Annotated in this window: 13 protein-coding genes; 4 read left to right on the top strand and 9 right to left on the bottom strand. The window is 61.7% G+C overall.

Going from position 1 to position 15,248, the window contains the following annotated elements; translation table 11 throughout:
* Positions 1-21: 21 nt before the first annotated feature.
* The gene (locus FGKAn22_RS05150; RefSeq protein WP_212786903.1) at positions 22-1,185 is read right to left on the bottom strand and encodes an FIST signal transduction protein; all 1,164 of its coding nucleotides are present in this window, start codon (positions 1,183-1,185) and stop codon (positions 22-24) included.
* 113 nt (positions 1,186-1,298) lie between these two features.
* Entirely contained in the window at positions 1,299-4,508 is a 3,210-nt protein-coding gene (locus FGKAn22_RS05145) for an EAL domain-containing protein (RefSeq protein WP_212786902.1), read from the bottom strand.
* A 328-nt stretch (positions 4,509-4,836) separates the two neighbouring features.
* On the opposite strand from FGKAn22_RS05145, the gene FGKAn22_RS05140 reads away from it, so the two are divergent.
* Positions 4,837-7,674 (top strand): aconitate hydratase, encoded by a 2,838-nt coding sequence (locus FGKAn22_RS05140; RefSeq protein WP_212786901.1) that lies wholly within the window; start codon positions 4,837-4,839, stop codon positions 7,672-7,674.
* Between the two features lie 47 nt (positions 7,675-7,721).
* On the top strand, positions 7,722-9,113 hold the full coding sequence (gene fumC, locus FGKAn22_RS05135; RefSeq protein ID WP_212786900.1) for a class II fumarate hydratase: 1,392 nt from the start codon (positions 7,722-7,724) through the stop codon (positions 9,111-9,113).
* 146 nt (positions 9,114-9,259) lie between these two features.
* Here fumC and FGKAn22_RS05130 read toward each other — a convergent pair whose 3' ends face one another.
* The 3 genes from FGKAn22_RS05130 to FGKAn22_RS05120 are packed head-to-tail and all read right to left on the bottom strand — an operon-like array spanning position 9,260 to position 10,793.
* The gene (locus FGKAn22_RS05130; RefSeq protein ID WP_212786899.1) at positions 9,260-9,868 is read right to left on the bottom strand and encodes a cytochrome b/b6 domain-containing protein; all 609 of its coding nucleotides are present in this window, start codon (positions 9,866-9,868) and stop codon (positions 9,260-9,262) included.
* Positions 9,869-9,903: 35 nt separating this feature from the next.
* Complete coding sequence (locus FGKAn22_RS05125; RefSeq protein WP_212786898.1) at positions 9,904-10,386, bottom strand: diheme cytochrome c; 483 nt, start codon at positions 10,384-10,386, stop codon at positions 9,904-9,906.
* Positions 10,383-10,793, bottom strand: coding sequence for a DUF1924 domain-containing protein (locus tag FGKAn22_RS05120; RefSeq protein ID WP_212786897.1), 411 nt, complete (start codon positions 10,791-10,793; stop codon positions 10,383-10,385). The genes FGKAn22_RS05125 and FGKAn22_RS05120 overlap by 4 nt, the downstream gene beginning before the upstream one ends.
* A 96-nt stretch (positions 10,794-10,889) precedes the next feature.
* Here FGKAn22_RS05120 and FGKAn22_RS05115 point away from each other — a divergent pair, with 96 nt between their 5' ends.
* Positions 10,890-11,552, top strand: a complete 663-nt coding sequence (locus FGKAn22_RS05115; protein WP_212786896.1) for a response regulator — start codon at positions 10,890-10,892, stop codon at positions 11,550-11,552.
* The gene (locus FGKAn22_RS05110) at positions 11,549-12,892 is read left to right on the top strand and encodes an ATP-binding protein (RefSeq protein WP_212786895.1); all 1,344 of its coding nucleotides are present in this window, start codon (positions 11,549-11,551) and stop codon (positions 12,890-12,892) included. The genes FGKAn22_RS05115 and FGKAn22_RS05110 overlap by 4 nt, the downstream gene beginning before the upstream one ends.
* 8 nt (positions 12,893-12,900) lie before the next feature.
* On the opposite strand, the gene FGKAn22_RS05105 is transcribed toward FGKAn22_RS05110, so the two are convergent.
* The 4 genes from FGKAn22_RS05105 to def all read right to left on the bottom strand — a co-directional run bounded on the left by FGKAn22_RS05105 (position 12,901) and on the right by def (position 15,247).
* The gene (locus FGKAn22_RS05105) at positions 12,901-13,803 is read right to left on the bottom strand and encodes a cation diffusion facilitator family transporter (RefSeq protein ID WP_212786894.1); all 903 of its coding nucleotides are present in this window, start codon (positions 13,801-13,803) and stop codon (positions 12,901-12,903) included.
* 33 nt (positions 13,804-13,836) lie between these two features.
* Positions 13,837-14,127 (bottom strand): TFIIB-type zinc ribbon-containing protein, encoded by a 291-nt coding sequence (locus tag FGKAn22_RS05100; protein WP_212786893.1) that lies wholly within the window; start codon positions 14,125-14,127, stop codon positions 13,837-13,839.
* Between the two features lie 132 nt (positions 14,128-14,259).
* Positions 14,260-14,697: a four-helix bundle copper-binding protein gene (locus tag FGKAn22_RS05095; protein WP_212786892.1), complete on the bottom strand. Its 438-nt coding sequence runs from the start codon at positions 14,695-14,697 to the stop codon at positions 14,260-14,262.
* 16 nt (positions 14,698-14,713) lie between these two features.
* The gene (def, locus tag FGKAn22_RS05090; protein WP_212786891.1) at positions 14,714-15,247 is read right to left on the bottom strand and encodes a peptide deformylase; all 534 of its coding nucleotides are present in this window, start codon (positions 15,245-15,247) and stop codon (positions 14,714-14,716) included.
* Position 15,248 lies beyond the last annotated feature (1 nt).

Here is a 15,248-nt window from a genome sequence, read left to right as displayed (position 1 = left end):
GATATGCTGGCGTTCCAAGCGCTAGCCCCTATGCCACAGCGATGCCACGAGGGTGGCGTTATGGAACAGGGGGTATCCCCAAGTTGTCGAGCCGCCGATCTCGCCAAGAGAGACCGCGCCGGCGATCTGGTTTTCCCCCAGGCGATGCTGCAGTTCCTGCAACTCCCCGGTCGCGGTCTCGTTGCCGAGATGCAGGCGCCGTCCTGCGCAGTAGAACAGCAGCAGTTCCGCATCGGAGAGATCGCCGTTCAGCGCACGCAGGCCGTCGACCAGGGTCTGCAAGGTTTGGTTGGTGTCCACCGACGGGCGCTCCAGCAGGGTGAGTACCGAGTTCGGCGGCACTTCGCCGACGCAGAACAGCGAACCGTCCTCGCCCAGCATCACCGGGATGCGCACCAGCACGTGATGGTTGGCCCGCACGATGCCGAAGGGAAAATGCACGCCATGCTGATAGAAGTTCTCCGCAGTAATCTCGACGCCATACTGCGCGCGCACCAGTTCCTGGTATACCTCGAAGGCCGGCCGCCAGTCGATCTGTGCGATGCGGTTTCCTTCGGTGGAGGTGGCATACACGGTATGGTCGGGGGCGCGGTAGCCATGTTCGAGGATCGCGCCGCTATGCGGCTTGAGCAGCATGACCAGCACGCCGTGCTGGACGATGCGCTCGCCGTCGAACAGGCAGGGCATGGGCTGGAACGTCTCGCTGCCGGCATTCGCGCCGGCATAGTGGACCCGGTTCGCCAGTTGCAGGTACAGGCTGTCCAGGAAGGTGCTGATGTTCGGCACCATGGCGTCGAACAGCATGAACAGCGTGACGTCCGGCGTGTGGTCGATCTGCCCCCGTATGCCCGCAGCAATCCCGGTCACGGCGAGTTCCACACTTGCGGCATCCGTCGGGAGGTTTTCGTAGAGGGCGGTATAGGGCATCTGTTCGAAGGCCAGCAGACAGACGCCCGTGGCATGGAACTCGCCGTTGTCGACCAGCGCGGGGAATATCCCTCCGGCCAGCGGCACCCGATGTCGCGCGCAAACCGACTGCAGCACAGCGACCCGGTCTTTTTCCGCTTCGCTCAGCAAGGCGCATATGCCCAGTTGCGGATAACGCGAACGCCATTCCGTCAGCACCTCGTCGATAGCGGCATCTTCCACAGCCGGAAGATAACGCATCATGTCCGTTCTGCTCATCCCCTCTCCCACAGCCTTGACCAGATTTCTATCTATTCAAAAACCATACGGCATAAGCGGATTATATCCACACAGGCATTCTGTATGCGGATAAATTTATCCACGCCGATCAATCAGAGCTGGCGTCTTTTTCCCTGATGCAGCAATGCCTCGAACTGTTCGATCGGCACCGGCTTGCTGAACAGGTATCCCTGCAAACTAGCGCAGCCATAGCGCTGCAAGGCCTTGAACTGCTCCTCGGTCTCGACGCCTTCGGCGATCACCTCCACCTCGAAGTTCATGCCGAGATCCACCATGGTCATCACCATCACGGCATCACCATTGTCGGTGGTGACGTCGCGCACGAAGGACTGGTCGATCTTGATCTGGTCCAGCGGCAGCCGTTTCAGGTGCGACAGAGACGAGTATCCCGTACCGAAATCGTCCAGCGACAGCTTCACGCCATACTCTTTCAGAGCGCTCATCTTGGTGATGGCATCATCGGTATTCTCCAGCACCGTGCTTTCGGTCAGTTCCAGTTTCAGCAGCAGCGGATTGATCCCGTGGCGCTCCACCGCAGCGGTCACCTGTTGGACGAAATCCTCCTGGCGAAATTGTTTCGCACTGACATTGACCGCCAGCGTCAGGTGGCGAGCCGCGGGATCCGCCTGCCATTTCGCCAGTTGCGCACAGGCAGTATCGAGCACCCAGTGCCCGATCGGCAGAATCAGGCCGGTCTCTTCGGCCAGCGGAATGAACTGCATCGGAGGAATCAAGCCGCGCCGCGGATGCGCCCAGCGCAGCAAGGCTTCCGCACTCTGTGCGTGGCGCGAGTTGTCGACCTGAACCTGGTAATACAGGCGTAGCTGCCCATTCTCCAGGGCGGCACGCAATTCCTCCTCCATCGCCACGCGCGCCTCGATGGCGGCCTGCATGTCGGGATCGAAGAAACGGATGACATCGCGCCCGGAATTCTTGGCCTGGTACATCGCCATGTCGGTCCACTTGAGCAGTTCTTCCACACTGTTGTCGCGATCGCAGAACACCGACAAACCGATGCTCGAAGTGCAGGAATACTCGATGGACTCGCTATCGCCCGTCGCAGAAGTTCGCCTCAGATGATAGGGCTGCGCCAAGGCGGCACGGATCTTTTCCGCAACGGACTCGGCCTGCTGTGCGGCTTCCTGCACGCTCTGACTGAGGTCTTCGAGCATGACGACGAATTCGTCGCCGCCGAAACGGGCGGCGCTATCCTGCTCGCGGATGCAGCCAATGATGCGCCGCGCCACTTCAACCAGCAGCAAGTCGCCGATGTCATGCCCGTGGATATCGTTGAGCTTCTTGAAGTGATCGAGATCGAGGAACATCAGCGCGCCGTGGGTGCGGCTGCGGCTGGACGCAACCAGGGCCTTGCCCAGCCGGTCGAGCAGCAGACGGCGATTGGGCAAATGGGTAAGCGGGTCGTAGAACGCCAGGTCGTGCATCTGCGCCTCGGCATGCTTGCGCTCAGAGATATCCTGCTTGACCGCAATGAAATAGGCGACCTTCCCGCTTTCGTCCCGCAGGGAAGTGATGGTCATTTCTTCGTTGTACAGCGAGCCGTCCTTGCGCTGATTAACCAATTCGCCGTGCCAGGTATGCCCGGACAGCACCGTTTTCCAGAGCGTCTCGTAGAAGGACTGGTCCTGCATGCCGGACTTGATCAGTTCCTTGGGTTTGCGTCCCAGTGTTTCGCCGCTGGCATATCCGGTCAACGCAGTGAATGCCTCGTTGGCCCAGAGTATCTCTCCACTGGTATCAGTGATGATGATGGCATTGGCCGCCGCATTGAGGGCGGCATCGCGCAGGCGCAGCTTGGCCTCGGCGGCATGACGCTCGGTGATGTCGTGGACGATTGAGAACAGCAGAGATCTCCCCTCCACTTCGACCGGCGAGGAATGCACTTCCACCACGCGCAACTCACCGCTGGCCAGGCAATGCGGGAAGATGAAATGTTTGCGTTCTCCACGCAATGCCCTGTCACGGTCTTCGGCGATCTTGCCCGCCGGCAGCGTGTTGATCTGCGACATGTTCATCTGCCGCATCCGCTCCATCGTGTAGCCATAGAATTCTGCCGAGGCAAGATTGGCATCGACGATCCTGCCGCTGTCCGAATCGATCAGCAGCATGGGCGAAGCGTGGTGCTCGAACATCTGGCGGAAGCGTGTCTCGCTGGATTGCAGCTGCCGGGTTCGCTGCGCGACCTTCTGTTCCAGCGTGGCGTTGGCTTCGGACAATTCGACCGCGAGCTGATCGCGCTCCCGGTAGGTGCGCCGCAAATGACGGTAGTTGCGCCCGAGGTAGATCGCCGTAGCAAGCATTGCCAGCAGCAGTGCTGCCGCACTGCTCAGCAGCGGGAATGCGTACTTGCGCGACACATCGCGCCAATCGAAATCGTGCACCCTCCCCCGCAGTACCCCGAGCCGCAGCATCATCGCCTCGACCGGTGCGTAATTGCCGGGCGGAGTGAAACCATAGTACTTGCCGGCACGAGCAGCTTCGTCTTCGGGCGCGATCTTCAGCAATGCCTGCATCACGATCTTGCTCAACGCATCGGAAGTCTCTGGCGTCGCCGAAAAAGGCCATTCCGGGTAAAGCTCGGTGGACAAAAGTTGCGGGAACGCCCGCTTCTGTTGGAGATTGAGCACCCTGACCTGATCGAGCCGGAGCTTGCCTTCGCGCGCCATGCTCTCAAGTATGCCGGTACGCACGAAACCGGCATCCGCTTTCCCGTCCAGCACATCCATCACCGCCTTGTCCTGCGGCATGCCGGTGAACCTCATTTTGCCGATGTCAGCGATCGCCATCCCCTGCCCGAAGAGCGTCCAGCGCTGCATCAGGTAACCGCCCAGGGATTGTTCGCTGGGGGAAGCCACCGTCTTGCCGCGCAAGTCCGCCAGATCGACGATATCGGCACGGTTGGCGCGGGTGAAGATCACGCCGCCGAAACTGCTGACCGGGTGCCCCTCCGCAACCGGCATCAGGGTGGCGATCGCGGCCAGGCCATGATCCAGCCGCGTCTCGACATAGTGCTCCGGATTGGTCAATATGAAATCGAACCGGTGCTGGTTCACCGCGGCATCGAGTTGCGGAAAGAACATCGGCTCGATGCTGAAACGATAGCCGGGCACGTTGGCATTCAGGTAATCGGCGGTAGGCTGCCACTGCTGGCGGGTCAGTTCCAGCTCACGGAACGACAGCACGCCGATGCGAACCTCACGGTCTGCGGCCTGAACCGGCTGACACAGGCCTGCCAGCAACAAGACACAGAGGATGGACGCCATGTGGCGCATCAATAGCTTCATTATCACTTTTCGTACTCCAGCTGCAGCGACGCTTCAAGCCGCCCACGCATTAGCTGCTCGTGAAATAGCATGGCAAACAAATCGATCAGTACAACCGGGATGAAAAGCCAGACCAGCGAAATATTCCAGAAGGTGGGCAAGACTGAATATCAGGTAAATCAAAACGTTCCTGCAATGCTAACCCAAAACCCTTGCTTCGGGGTCCCTCTCAAACAATCGCAAGGAAAATCGGCCGCACCGGCCGTATAAGTGCAAATCCGGATACAAGGCCGGCACACAACCTCTTATAATTGCGCCCTTATTTTGTCCCGCCACTTCGGAGTTTGCCATGTCGCACAACCTGTTCAATACCCGCCAGTCATTCACCCTCGCCTCCGGCCGCCAGGGCACGCTGTATTCCCTGCCCGCGCTGGAAGCCGCGGGTATCGGCAAAATCTCGCGCCTGCCGGTCTCGATCCGCATCGTGCTCGAAGCGGTGCTGCGCAACTATGACGACAAGAAGGTGAGCGAGGCGCATGTGCGCCAGCTGGCGAACTGGCAGCCGAACGCGGCGCGCACCGAAGAGATCCCCTTCGTGGTCGCGCGCATCGTGCTGCAGGACTTCACCGGCGTGCCGCTGCTGGCCGACCTCGCGGCGATGCGCGATGCCGCTGCGAAACAGGGCAAGAACCCCAAGATCATCGAGCCGCTGGTGCCGGTGAACCTGGTCGTGGACCACTCGGTGCAGGTCGACTATTACAACCGCCCCGACGCGCTGAAGCTCAACATGGGACTGGAATTCGAGCGCAACAACGAGCGCTACAAGTTCATGAAATGGGGCATGCAGGCGTTCGATACGTTCAAGGTCGTGCCCCCCGGCGTCGGTATCGTCCACCAGGTCAACCTCGAATACCTCGCGCGCGGCGTGCAGCAGAAGGAAGACGTCTATTATCCCGACACCCTGGTGGGCACCGACAGCCACACCACCATGATCAACGGCATCGGCGTGGTAGGCTGGGGCGTGGGCGGCATCGAGGCGGAAGCCGGCATGCTGGGCCAGCCCGTGTATTTCCTGACGCCTGACGTCGTCGGCGTGCACCTGAAGGGCAAACTGCGCGAAGGCGTGACCGCGACCGACCTGGTGCTGACCGTCACCGAACTGTTGCGCAAGCAGAAGGTCGTCGGCAAGTTCGTCGAATTCTTCGGCGAAGGCACCGCCGCCCTCACCCTGCCCGACCGCGCCACCATCGCCAACATGGCGCCGGAATACGGCGCGACCATGGGTTTCTTCCCGGTCGACGACGTGACGGTGGACTACATGCGCTACACCGGCCGCACCGACGAAGAAGTGGACGCATTCAAGAGTTACTTCCAGGCACAGAACCTGTACGGCATCCCGCAGGCCGGCGACATCGACTACAGCAGCGTGGTGGAGCTCGACCTCGCCACCATCCAGCCGTCGCTGGCCGGCCCGAAGCGTCCGCAGGACCGCGTTGCGCTGTCCGCGATGAAGGAGACCTTCAACACGCTGTTCAGCAAGCCCGTCGCGGAGAACGGCTTCAACAAGCCCGCATCCGAGCTGAACAAGCGCTACACCACCGCCCTGCCGGACCGCAGCAACACCGTGTGCGTCCCGGTCTCCGGCGGCGGAGCTATGGATAACGCCAAATACCGCACCGAAATGGCGATGACCGACGAGCACCCCACCGCCTCGGTGCGCTGCGAGACACCGGACGAGATGCTGCCGCCCGTCGAGATCGGCAACGGAGACGTGCTGATCGCGGCGATCACATCCTGCACCAATACTTCCAACCCGAGCGTGCTGCTGGCCGCGGGCCTGCTGGCGAAAAAGGCGGTGGCGAAGGGCCTGCGCGTCAAGCCGCACATCAAGACTTCTCTCGCCCCCGGATCGCGCGTGGTGACCAAGTACCTGAGCGATGCCGGCCTGATCGAGCCGCTGGCGCAACTCGGCTTCAGCATCGCCGCCTACGGCTGCACCACATGTATCGGCAACTCCGGCCCGCTCGACGCGATGCTGGAAGAGACCATCGTCAAGAATGACCTGATCGCCGCTGCCGTGCTGTCCGGCAACCGCAACTTCGAAGCGCGCATCCATGGCAACATCAAGGCCAACTTCCTGGCCAGCCCGCCGCTGGTGGTGGCCTACGCCATCGCGGGCAAGGTCAACATCGACCTCGACACCGAGCCGCTGGGCTCGGGCAAGGACGGCCAACCGGTGTACCTGAAGGACATCTGGCCGAACAGCCACGAGGTGTTGTCCGTGATGAAGTACGCCGCCGATCCGGCTGCATACCGCACGCTCTACAGCGACCTGACCAAGGACCTTCCGCTGTGGAATGCGATCCAGTCCTCTACAGGCAACCAGTACCAGTGGGACGACTCCACCTACATCGCCTGCCCGCCGTTCTTCGATGGCTTCGGCATGCAGCCCGGCAAGATCGGTGACATCAAGGGCGCGAAGCCGCTGGGCATCTTCGGCGACTCCGTCACCACCGACCACATCAGCCCGGCGGGCGCCTTCAAACCCACCACTCCGGCGGGCAAGTACCTGCAGAGCAAGGGAGTCGAGGTGAAGGACTTCAACAGCTATGGATCGCGCCGCGGCAACCACGAGGTGATGATGCGCGGCACTTTCGCCAACGTGCGCATCAAGAACCTGATGCTGCCGCCGAAGGAAGACGGTTCCCGCGTCGAAGGCGGCTATACCCTGTACAAGGGCGAACAGATGGCGATCTACGACGCCGCGATGAAGCACATCGCCGACGGCACGCCGACCGTCATCTTCGCGGGTGAGGAATACGGCACCGGTTCCAGCCGCGACTGGGCTGCCAAGGGCACCCAACTGCTGGGCGTGAAGGCGGTGATCGCGAAGAGCTACGAGCGCATCCACCGCAGCAACCTGGTGGGCATGGGCGTGCTGCCGCTGCAATTCAAGGGCGGCGACAGCGCGGCCTCGCTCGGCCTGACAGGCGACGAGGCCTTCGACATCACCGGCATCACCGATGACCTGAAGCCGCAGCAGGATGTGACGCTGACCATCACACGTAAGGATGGCAGCTCGCAAAGCGTCGCGCTCCTCCTCCGTATAGATACGCCGATCGAGGTGGACTACTACAAGAACGGCGGCATTCTGCCCTTCGTGCTGCGCGAACTGGTGTCGAAATAAGCTGTAGGGTTCAATGACGCTATTGAATTATCGATAGGAAAAACATTATGACCACCAGAACGGAACGCGACTCCTTCGGCCCCATCGAGGTGCCTGCCGAACACCTGTGGGGCGCACAGACGCAGCGCTCGCTGCAGTACTTCCACATCTCCAGCGAGCGCATGCCGGATGAGGTCGTCCTCGCGCTGGCGGAGGTGAAACGCGCCGCCGCGCTGGTCAACCGCGAACTCGGGCTGCTGAGCGAGGAGAAGGCCAACGCCATCGTGCAGGCGGCCGACGAGGTGCTCGCCGGCCAGCATGCGCAGGAGTTCCCTCTGTCGGTGTGGCAGACCGGCTCGGGCACGCAGAGCAACATGAATATGAACGAAGTGCTCGCCAACCGCGCCTCGGAGATGCTCGGCGGCGTGCGCGGCACGGCGCGCAAGGTACACCCCAATGACGAGGTGAACCTCGGCCAGTCGTCCAACGACATCTTCCCCACCGCGATGCACGTCGCCGCGACAGGCGCCGTCGCGCATCGGCTGTTGCCCTCGCTTCGCACCCTGCGCGCGACGCTGGCGCAGAAGGCCGAAGCCTTCGCCGACATCGTCAAGATCGGCCGCACCCACTTGCAGGATGCGACGCCGCTGACGCTGGGACAAGAGTTCTCCGGCTATGTGGCGCAGTTGCACCATGCAGAAGCGGCGATCACGGCCGCCCTGGGGCCGCTGCACCAGCTTGCGGTGGGCGGCACCGCCGTCGGCACCGGGTTGAATACGCATGTCGAGTTTGGCGACCGCGTCGCCGCCGTGCTCAAGCTCAGCAGCGGCCTGCCCTTCGCAAGCGCTTCCAACAAGTTCGCCGCGCTGGCCGCGAATGATGAACTGGTCGCAGCGCACGGCGCGCTCAAGACCCTCGCCGCCGCGCTGATGAAGATCGCCAACGACGTGCGCTGGCTCGCCTCCGGCCCGCGCTCCGGCCTGGGCGAGATCACCATCCCCGAGAACGAGCCGGGCAGCTCGATCATGCCAGGCAAGGTGAACCCGACGCAGTGCGAGGCGCTGACCATGCTGTGCTGCCAAGTGTTCGGCAACGACGTCGCCATCAACTTCGGCGGCGCCTCCGGCAACTTCGAGCTGAACGTGTTCCGTCCGATGATCGCGCACAACTTCCTGCAGAGCGTGCGCCTGCTGGCTGACGGCATGGCGAGTTTTGAGGAGCACTGCGCGCGTGGCATCGAGGCCAACGAGACGCGCATCGAAGAACAGATGGAAAAATCACTGATGCTGGTAACCGCGCTGACGCCGCACATCGGTTACGACCGCGCCGCCGAGATCGCCAAGCGTGCGCACCACGACGGCAGCACGCTGAAACAAACGGCCATCGCGCTGGGCTATGTCACTGCGGAAGATTTCGACCGCTGGGTGATCCCAGCGGAGATGGTGCACCCGACAAGGTAGAGTGACTGCTCATTTGTGGCGATCCGCCTGCTGCCGTAGGATGGGTTGACGAAGGATACCCATCAGGAGAACGATAGGTATCGCGATGCTCAACCCATCCTACGCAAGCTGCGAAGATGGAGCATCCAAACGCGGGATAACGTAAGCTAACTGACGAAACCGTACCATCCGGCTGCGATCATGCAGCCGAACAGCAGCAGAAGCCATGCGGCCCTCATGCCGGGAATCGCCTCTTCGGGATGGCCGCGCTTGTAGCCGGTCACCATGCCGCGGATCAGGTTCTCGCGATGCAGCAGGCTGCTCGCGATGGCGCCCGTGACATGCAGGCCGACCAGCCCCAGCATGACGTTCACCAGCACTTCGTGGACATCATCCAGTTCTTCCGGCCCCACCTCGGCATAGGCTGCCCAGCCGCTCAGTATCACCGAGAAGCCCAGCAGGATCAGCCCATATATCGCATAGCTGCCCGCGGGGTTGTGCCCCACCCAATGACGGCCCTCGCCTTTCAACAGCCCCTTCAGGTAAGCCGCAGCATCGCGCGGGGAGAACAGAAAGGACGAGAAACGCGCATGGCGCGAACCGGCCAGGCCCCAGAAGATACGGAACACCAGCACGCCTGCCATCACGTAACCCGCAACGACATGCACCAGCCGCCAGTGCTCGCTGTCCCCGCTCAACCAGGCCACGGTAAAAGCGATCACCAGCGACCAGTGGCCGACGCGTGTGGGCAGATCCCAGACCTTCACTTTATCCATGGCACGCTCCTCATTTTTGACAACAGGACGGACGATCAATCGTCGTCATCGTCGTCGCCCATGCGCCGCCCGCCCGGCATGCGGATGTCGCGCTCAGACCAGATGTTGCGCGCGACGTTCTGGTGGCAGGCCGAGCAGTTCGAACGGCTCTTCACCTGGGGATGAACCCACTCATTGGGAGACACCTCGCGGTGCTCGCGCTTGAACCAGGGCGTGTCGGTTATGCGCAAGCTGGCTGCACTGTATCGTTCGCCGCTGCCCGCATTGCGTTCCAGAAAGGCCAAAATCTCCTTGTTGTCCTTGGCGTCGAGCTCGGCATTCGCACCGAAGTGCTTGTTCAGCCCCCCCATCAGCTTCCGCCAGTTATCCGCCGTCAGCAGCTTCGGCGGATAGGCGATATGGCAGCTGCCGCATTCTTCCTTCCACTTGACGTTATCCGGGATCGCCATCTTGTGGCCTTCCGCGTGCGCGAAGTTCATCCCCGCCAATGCCAACAACAATACTGCTAACCGTTTCATGCCTTGCCTCCCTTGATGGCGAACTGGATGAAGTCAGCCTTCTCGGCGGCCGTGCATTCACGGCCGATCACATCGTTGCAGTTACGCTTGAACCACTTCGCGACCTTCTTCGCCGAAGTGAAGCGCTCCGGATTGACGGCCGGCGCGAGAGGCTCGATGGTCTTGCCAGTGGTGACGTGCTTGCCCGCGGCATTGATATCCTTGGTGTGGCATGCGGCACAGCTCGGCATATCCTTGGACACGCCCCAGTCCTTGAGGAACAGGCTCTTGCCCCGCTCGGCGGACGGAACGTAACCGCTGCCGGCTTCGGCGCTGTAGGCGGAAAGGATATCCTTGGGAGTCTCCGCCATTGCGGTGGAGGCACCGGCCAGCAACATCAGGGTGATACAAAGTTTTTTCACAGTCATAATAAGCTCCTATCGAGTGCACGAATTTACCACGTGCGCAGTGTGGCGAGCGATTCTTAACCGCCGCTTAATGACTGAAAAAATATTGGGAGAATCATGAGAATCCTGCTGGTGGAAGACGATGCCCTGCTCGGGGACGGCACCCGGAAAAGCCTCGGCCATCTGGGCTTCACCGTCGACTGGCTGCAGGACGGACGGCAGGCCCTGAATGCCCTGTCCGGCGAGGAATACGATGCCATCGTGCTGGACCTGGGCCTGCCTCACCGCGACGGTTTCGCCCTGCTGCAGGCGGCCAGAGAAAAGGGGTTGCGCACGCCCATCCTGATCCTAACGGCGCGCGACGACAAGCTCGACAAACTCAAGGGCTTCAGCCTGGGTGCCGACGACTACGTCATCAAACCCGTGGACATGGAAGAACTCGCCGCCCGCCTGCGCGCCTTGATCCGCCGCACTGCAGGACGCGCCACGCCGCGCATCCAGGTCGGCGATGTGGAACTCGATCCGGATACCCGCCAGGCATGGCTCAAGGGCAACATCGTCGAACTCTCCACCAAGGAATTCGCCGTGCTCGAATTATTGGTGCAGAATGCCGGACGGGTGCTGACCCGCGCCCAGCTGGAGCAGAGCATCTACGGCTGGGGAGACAGCACCGACAGCAACACCATCGAGGTGTTCATCCACCATCTGCGCAAGAAGCTGGGCAGCGATTTCATCCAGACCCTGCGCGGCATCGGCTACACCGTGAGGCAGCCGTCATGAGCAAGCAGACAATGTCGTTGCAGAACCGCCTCGCCCTGCTGCTGCTCGGTGCCGTGATGCTGTTCGGCATCATCGCGGGCTACGAAAGCTACAGGAACGCGCTGCACGAGGCGGACGAGCTGTTCGACGCTCAGCTGGCCCAGTTTGCCCAAAGCCTGCTCTCCGTCGCAACCGACCTGGACGATGACCGGGCGGCGCCACTCCCGCCGCCTGCACACAAATACCAGCAGGATTTTGTATTCGAGATATGGGACACCGAGGAAAAGCCGGCGCGTGTGCTATTGCGCTCGAACAGCGAATTCACCATGCCCATACACCAGTTGCCCGAGGAGAAATTCAGCAGCGGCGAATGGAACGGAAGGCACTGGCGCTTCTACCGGCAACACGATGAGGAGCGCGATATCGACGTGCTGGTTGGGCAAAGCGATACGGTGCGCGAGGAACTGGCGCGCGAAGTGGCGCTGCACAACGTCACGCCTTTCCTGTTCGGATTGCCGGTGCTGGCGCTGTTCGCCATCCTGGCGATCCGGTTCGGCCTGAGCCCGCTGCGCCGTCTCACCGAGTCTCTGCGGCGACTCTCGCCTGAACAGCTCACTACGGTGACGCCGGGCGACACACCGCGGGAAATCACCCCCGTCGTGGAAGCGCTGAACAGCCTGCTCGTCCGCACTGCGGGGGTGCTCGAAAACGAGCGCCGCTTTACCGCAGATGCCGCCCACGAGTTACGCACCCCGCTCGCCGCGTTGCAAGCTCAGCTGCAGGCGGCGCAGCTTTCCTCCAGCGACATCGAGCGCAGCGAATGCCTCGCCAAGTCCCTGCAAGGAACGGAGCGCATGTCGCATCTGGTCGGGCAGTTGCTCACGCTGTCCCGGCTCGACGAACTCACCGCCCCTGCGCTGCTCGAGCCGGTCGACCTGGTCGAACTGGCACGGTCATGCAGCGCGGAACTCGCGCCGGATGCGCTAGCGAAAAACATCGCTCTGGAGCTTCGTGCCGAGACGCCCATCAAGATTTCCGCCTCGGAAGAATTGCTGCGCATCATGCTGCGCAACCTGCTGGACAACGCCATCCGCTACACCCCGCGGGGCGGACATGTAACGATTGCGCTCGAAGGGAAAACGCTGGCCATCACCGACAGCGGCCTCGGCGTGGATACGGACAAGCTGCCTCTGCTGGGCAAGCGCTTCAGCCGCCTTGATCCGTCCGGGCCGGAAGGGGTCGGGCTGGGACTGTCCATCGTGTTGCGGATCGCCGCCCTGCACCATGCGAATGCCGAATTCAGGCAGGCCACCGGACACAGCGGACTCGCCGTGTCGGTACACTTTCCGGAAACTCGGTAAGCCGCCGCTCAGGGGCGGTCAAGCGGCTCGTCCGACAAGGACACGGGGTCTTCCTTCGGCTCCAGATGAGTCGTCACATGAGCGTTGGGCACTGCATTCCGGATGTCAGCCTCGATCCGTTCCAGCCAGTCGTGGCCTTGCTGTACCGTCCATGCGCCGGGTACCAGGACATGCAGCGTGACGAAGGCGCGCATGCCAGCCTGGCGCGTGCGCAGAGCGTGGAATTCGATCCCTTGGTGGCGGTAACCTTCCAGCACAGCCATGACCGCCTTGCGCTGCTCCTCTGGAATGGATGCGTCCATCAGCCCCGAAGCGGACCGGCTGAGCAGCTGCCAGCCGGTCCACACGATATTCGCCGCCACCAGCAGCGCGATGACCGGGTCGAGCCATAGCCAGCCGGTCAGCCACACCAGGCCCACACCGGCGATGACGCCCACGGAAGTCCACACATCGGTAAGCAAATGGTGGGCATCCGCCTCCAGCGTGATGGAGTTGTGTTTGCGCCCCACCGACATCAGGGCGCGAGCAGTAAAGAGATTGATCAGTGAAGCCGCCACCGATACGAGCAGGCCGATGCCGACCGATTCGAGTGCCTGCGGATTGAGCAGGCGCTCGATCGCCGCGTAGCCGATGCTGACGGCAGCGACAAGGATGAGGAAGCCTTCAAAAGCGCTGGAGAAGTATTCCGCCTTACCGTGTCCGTGTGCATGATCCTCGTCCGCCGGCACCATCGCCAGCGACAGCATGGCCAGTGCCATCAGCGCCCCAGCCAGGTTGACGAAGGATTCGAGCGCATCGGAAAGCAGGCCGACGGAACCGGTCAGCCACCAGGCCACCCCCTTGAGCAGGATGGTGGAAAGCGCAGCCGCGATGGAAAGATAGACGTAACGCTTAAGGTTAGTGGCGAGCATGTTTTCCTATGGCTGAAAGCAGGTCAACGAAAGCTAGAAGTCGAACATCTTGTGCCAGATGCTTTCCTGTTTGCCGTGGGAATAGCCATGCTGGTCGTGACCATGTTTTTCATGGCCATGTTTGTCGTGGCCAGGATGGCCATAACTTTGATGGGGTTGGCGTTCACGCCCTTCATAGCTGCGCTCCGCAGCCGACATCCGCTCGATCAGTTTTTCCAGCTCGCCTCGATCCAGCCATATTCCGCGGCAGGTCGGACAATAATCGATCTCCACCCCTTGCTTGTCAGTCATCAGCAAGTCCACATTGCATACAGGACACTTCATTTACCCACTCCTTTCAATCAAGACGACCATTGTCGCAAGATGGTTACTTTAGTCGGACTATCTTAACAGCCCCTTAAAAAATAACGGGCAGGTAAGCCTGCCCGTTTTGACCTTCTACACGATGCGCCCGGCTCAGATGGCGATCTTCTGGCATTCCTTGTAGCAGGCTGCGCAGCTCTCGCCGCAGGCCTTGCAGGACTCGTGCTTGTCCGCGTGTTTCTTGCATTCGTCTTCGCACTGCTTGCACACGTCCATAGCAACGGCAGCCAGCTTTGCCGTATGAACCGAGTTCTGGTTCGCCAATTGCTGCAGTGCAGTGCACACCGCCATCGCCTGGCTCACGCTTCTGGCACAGGCCGCCATGACCTTGTCGCCTTCTCCCAGCAGGTCGTAGCAGTGGTTCAGGCAGACCTCCCCCTTCTGCACGCAATCCGCGGCAGCGGTGGCCAACCCGGCCTGGGCCGGTGCACCGTGATGATGCATGTGCTCGTGCGTCGCAGCTTGTGCGCGCCCTACCATCGCCGCACCGGCCAATGCCACCCCGCCCAACAACAATTCCCTTCTGTTCATGGCTCTCCTCCTTTGGTTAATCGTCCTGCATCTCGCGTCCGGGAAACAGTTCCTCGGTGTAGCCGAAACGGCCCATATCCGTCATGCGCATCGGGTAGAGCATACCGTCCAGATGATCGCATTCGTGTTGCACCACGCGCGCATGGAAACCGCTCACCGTCCGGTCTATCGGCGTGCCGTGTTCATCGTATCCCCGATAACGGATGTTGCGAAAACGCGGAACCAGCCCCCGCAATCCTGGCAGGCTCAAACAGCCTTCCCACGCCTCTTCGAGCTGGTCGTCCAGCGGCGTGATGACGGGATTGATCAGCACCGTCTCCGGCACACTATCGGCATCGGGATAACGTGAATTCCGTTGCACGCCGAAGATTACCACGCGCAGCCCCACGCCGATCTGCGGCGCCGCCAAGCCCACGCCGTTCGATGCCTGCATGGTGTCGCGCATGTCCTGCAGCAATTCGCGCAACTCGCCGTTGCCGAAGTTGCTGACCGGTTCCGCCGACTGCTGCAGGCGCACATCGCCCATGCGCAATACTTCTCTGATCGCCATT

It is taken from the genome of Ferrigenium kumadai, from assembly GCF_018324385.1.
GTDB classification, from domain to species: Bacteria; Pseudomonadota; Gammaproteobacteria; order Burkholderiales; family Gallionellaceae; genus Gallionella; species Gallionella kumadai.
The sequence above is the reverse complement of the archived record's forward strand: the minus strand, read 5'-3'. Positions and strand labels throughout refer to the sequence as shown.

Bases quoted from the DNA above. Each gene is read 5' to 3' on its own strand.
- FGKAn22_RS05145 (WP_212786902.1), bottom strand. From the start codon at position 4,508: ATGAAGCTATTGATGCGCCACATGGCGTCCATCCTCTGTGTCTTGTTG.
- FGKAn22_RS05095 (WP_212786892.1), bottom strand. From the start codon at position 14,697: ATGAACAGAAGGGAATTGTTGTTGGGCGGGGTGGCATTGGCCGGTGCG.
- def (WP_212786891.1), bottom strand. From the start codon at position 15,247: ATGGCGATCAGAGAAGTATTGCGCATGGGCGATGTGCGCCTGCAGCAG.
- FGKAn22_RS05100 (WP_212786893.1), bottom strand. From the start codon at position 14,127: ATGAAGTGTCCTGTATGCAATGTGGACTTGCTGATGACTGACAAGCAA.
- FGKAn22_RS05120 (WP_212786897.1), bottom strand. From the start codon at position 10,793: ATGACTGTGAAAAAACTTTGTATCACCCTGATGTTGCTGGCCGGTGCC.
- FGKAn22_RS05140 (WP_212786901.1), top strand. From the start codon at position 4,837: ATGTCGCACAACCTGTTCAATACCCGCCAGTCATTCACCCTCGCCTCC.
- FGKAn22_RS05125 (WP_212786898.1), bottom strand. From the start codon at position 10,386: ATGAAACGGTTAGCAGTATTGTTGTTGGCATTGGCGGGGATGAACTTC.
- FGKAn22_RS05130 (WP_212786899.1), bottom strand. From the start codon at position 9,868: ATGGATAAAGTGAAGGTCTGGGATCTGCCCACACGCGTCGGCCACTGG.
- FGKAn22_RS05110 (WP_212786895.1), top strand. From the start codon at position 11,549: ATGAGCAAGCAGACAATGTCGTTGCAGAACCGCCTCGCCCTGCTGCTG.
- FGKAn22_RS05115 (WP_212786896.1), top strand. From the start codon at position 10,890: ATGAGAATCCTGCTGGTGGAAGACGATGCCCTGCTCGGGGACGGCACC.
- FGKAn22_RS05105 (WP_212786894.1), bottom strand. From the start codon at position 13,803: ATGCTCGCCACTAACCTTAAGCGTTACGTCTATCTTTCCATCGCGGCT.
- fumC (WP_212786900.1), top strand. From the start codon at position 7,722: ATGACCACCAGAACGGAACGCGACTCCTTCGGCCCCATCGAGGTGCCT.
- FGKAn22_RS05150 (WP_212786903.1), bottom strand. From the start codon at position 1,185: ATGAGCAGAACGGACATGATGCGTTATCTTCCGGCTGTGGAAGATGCC.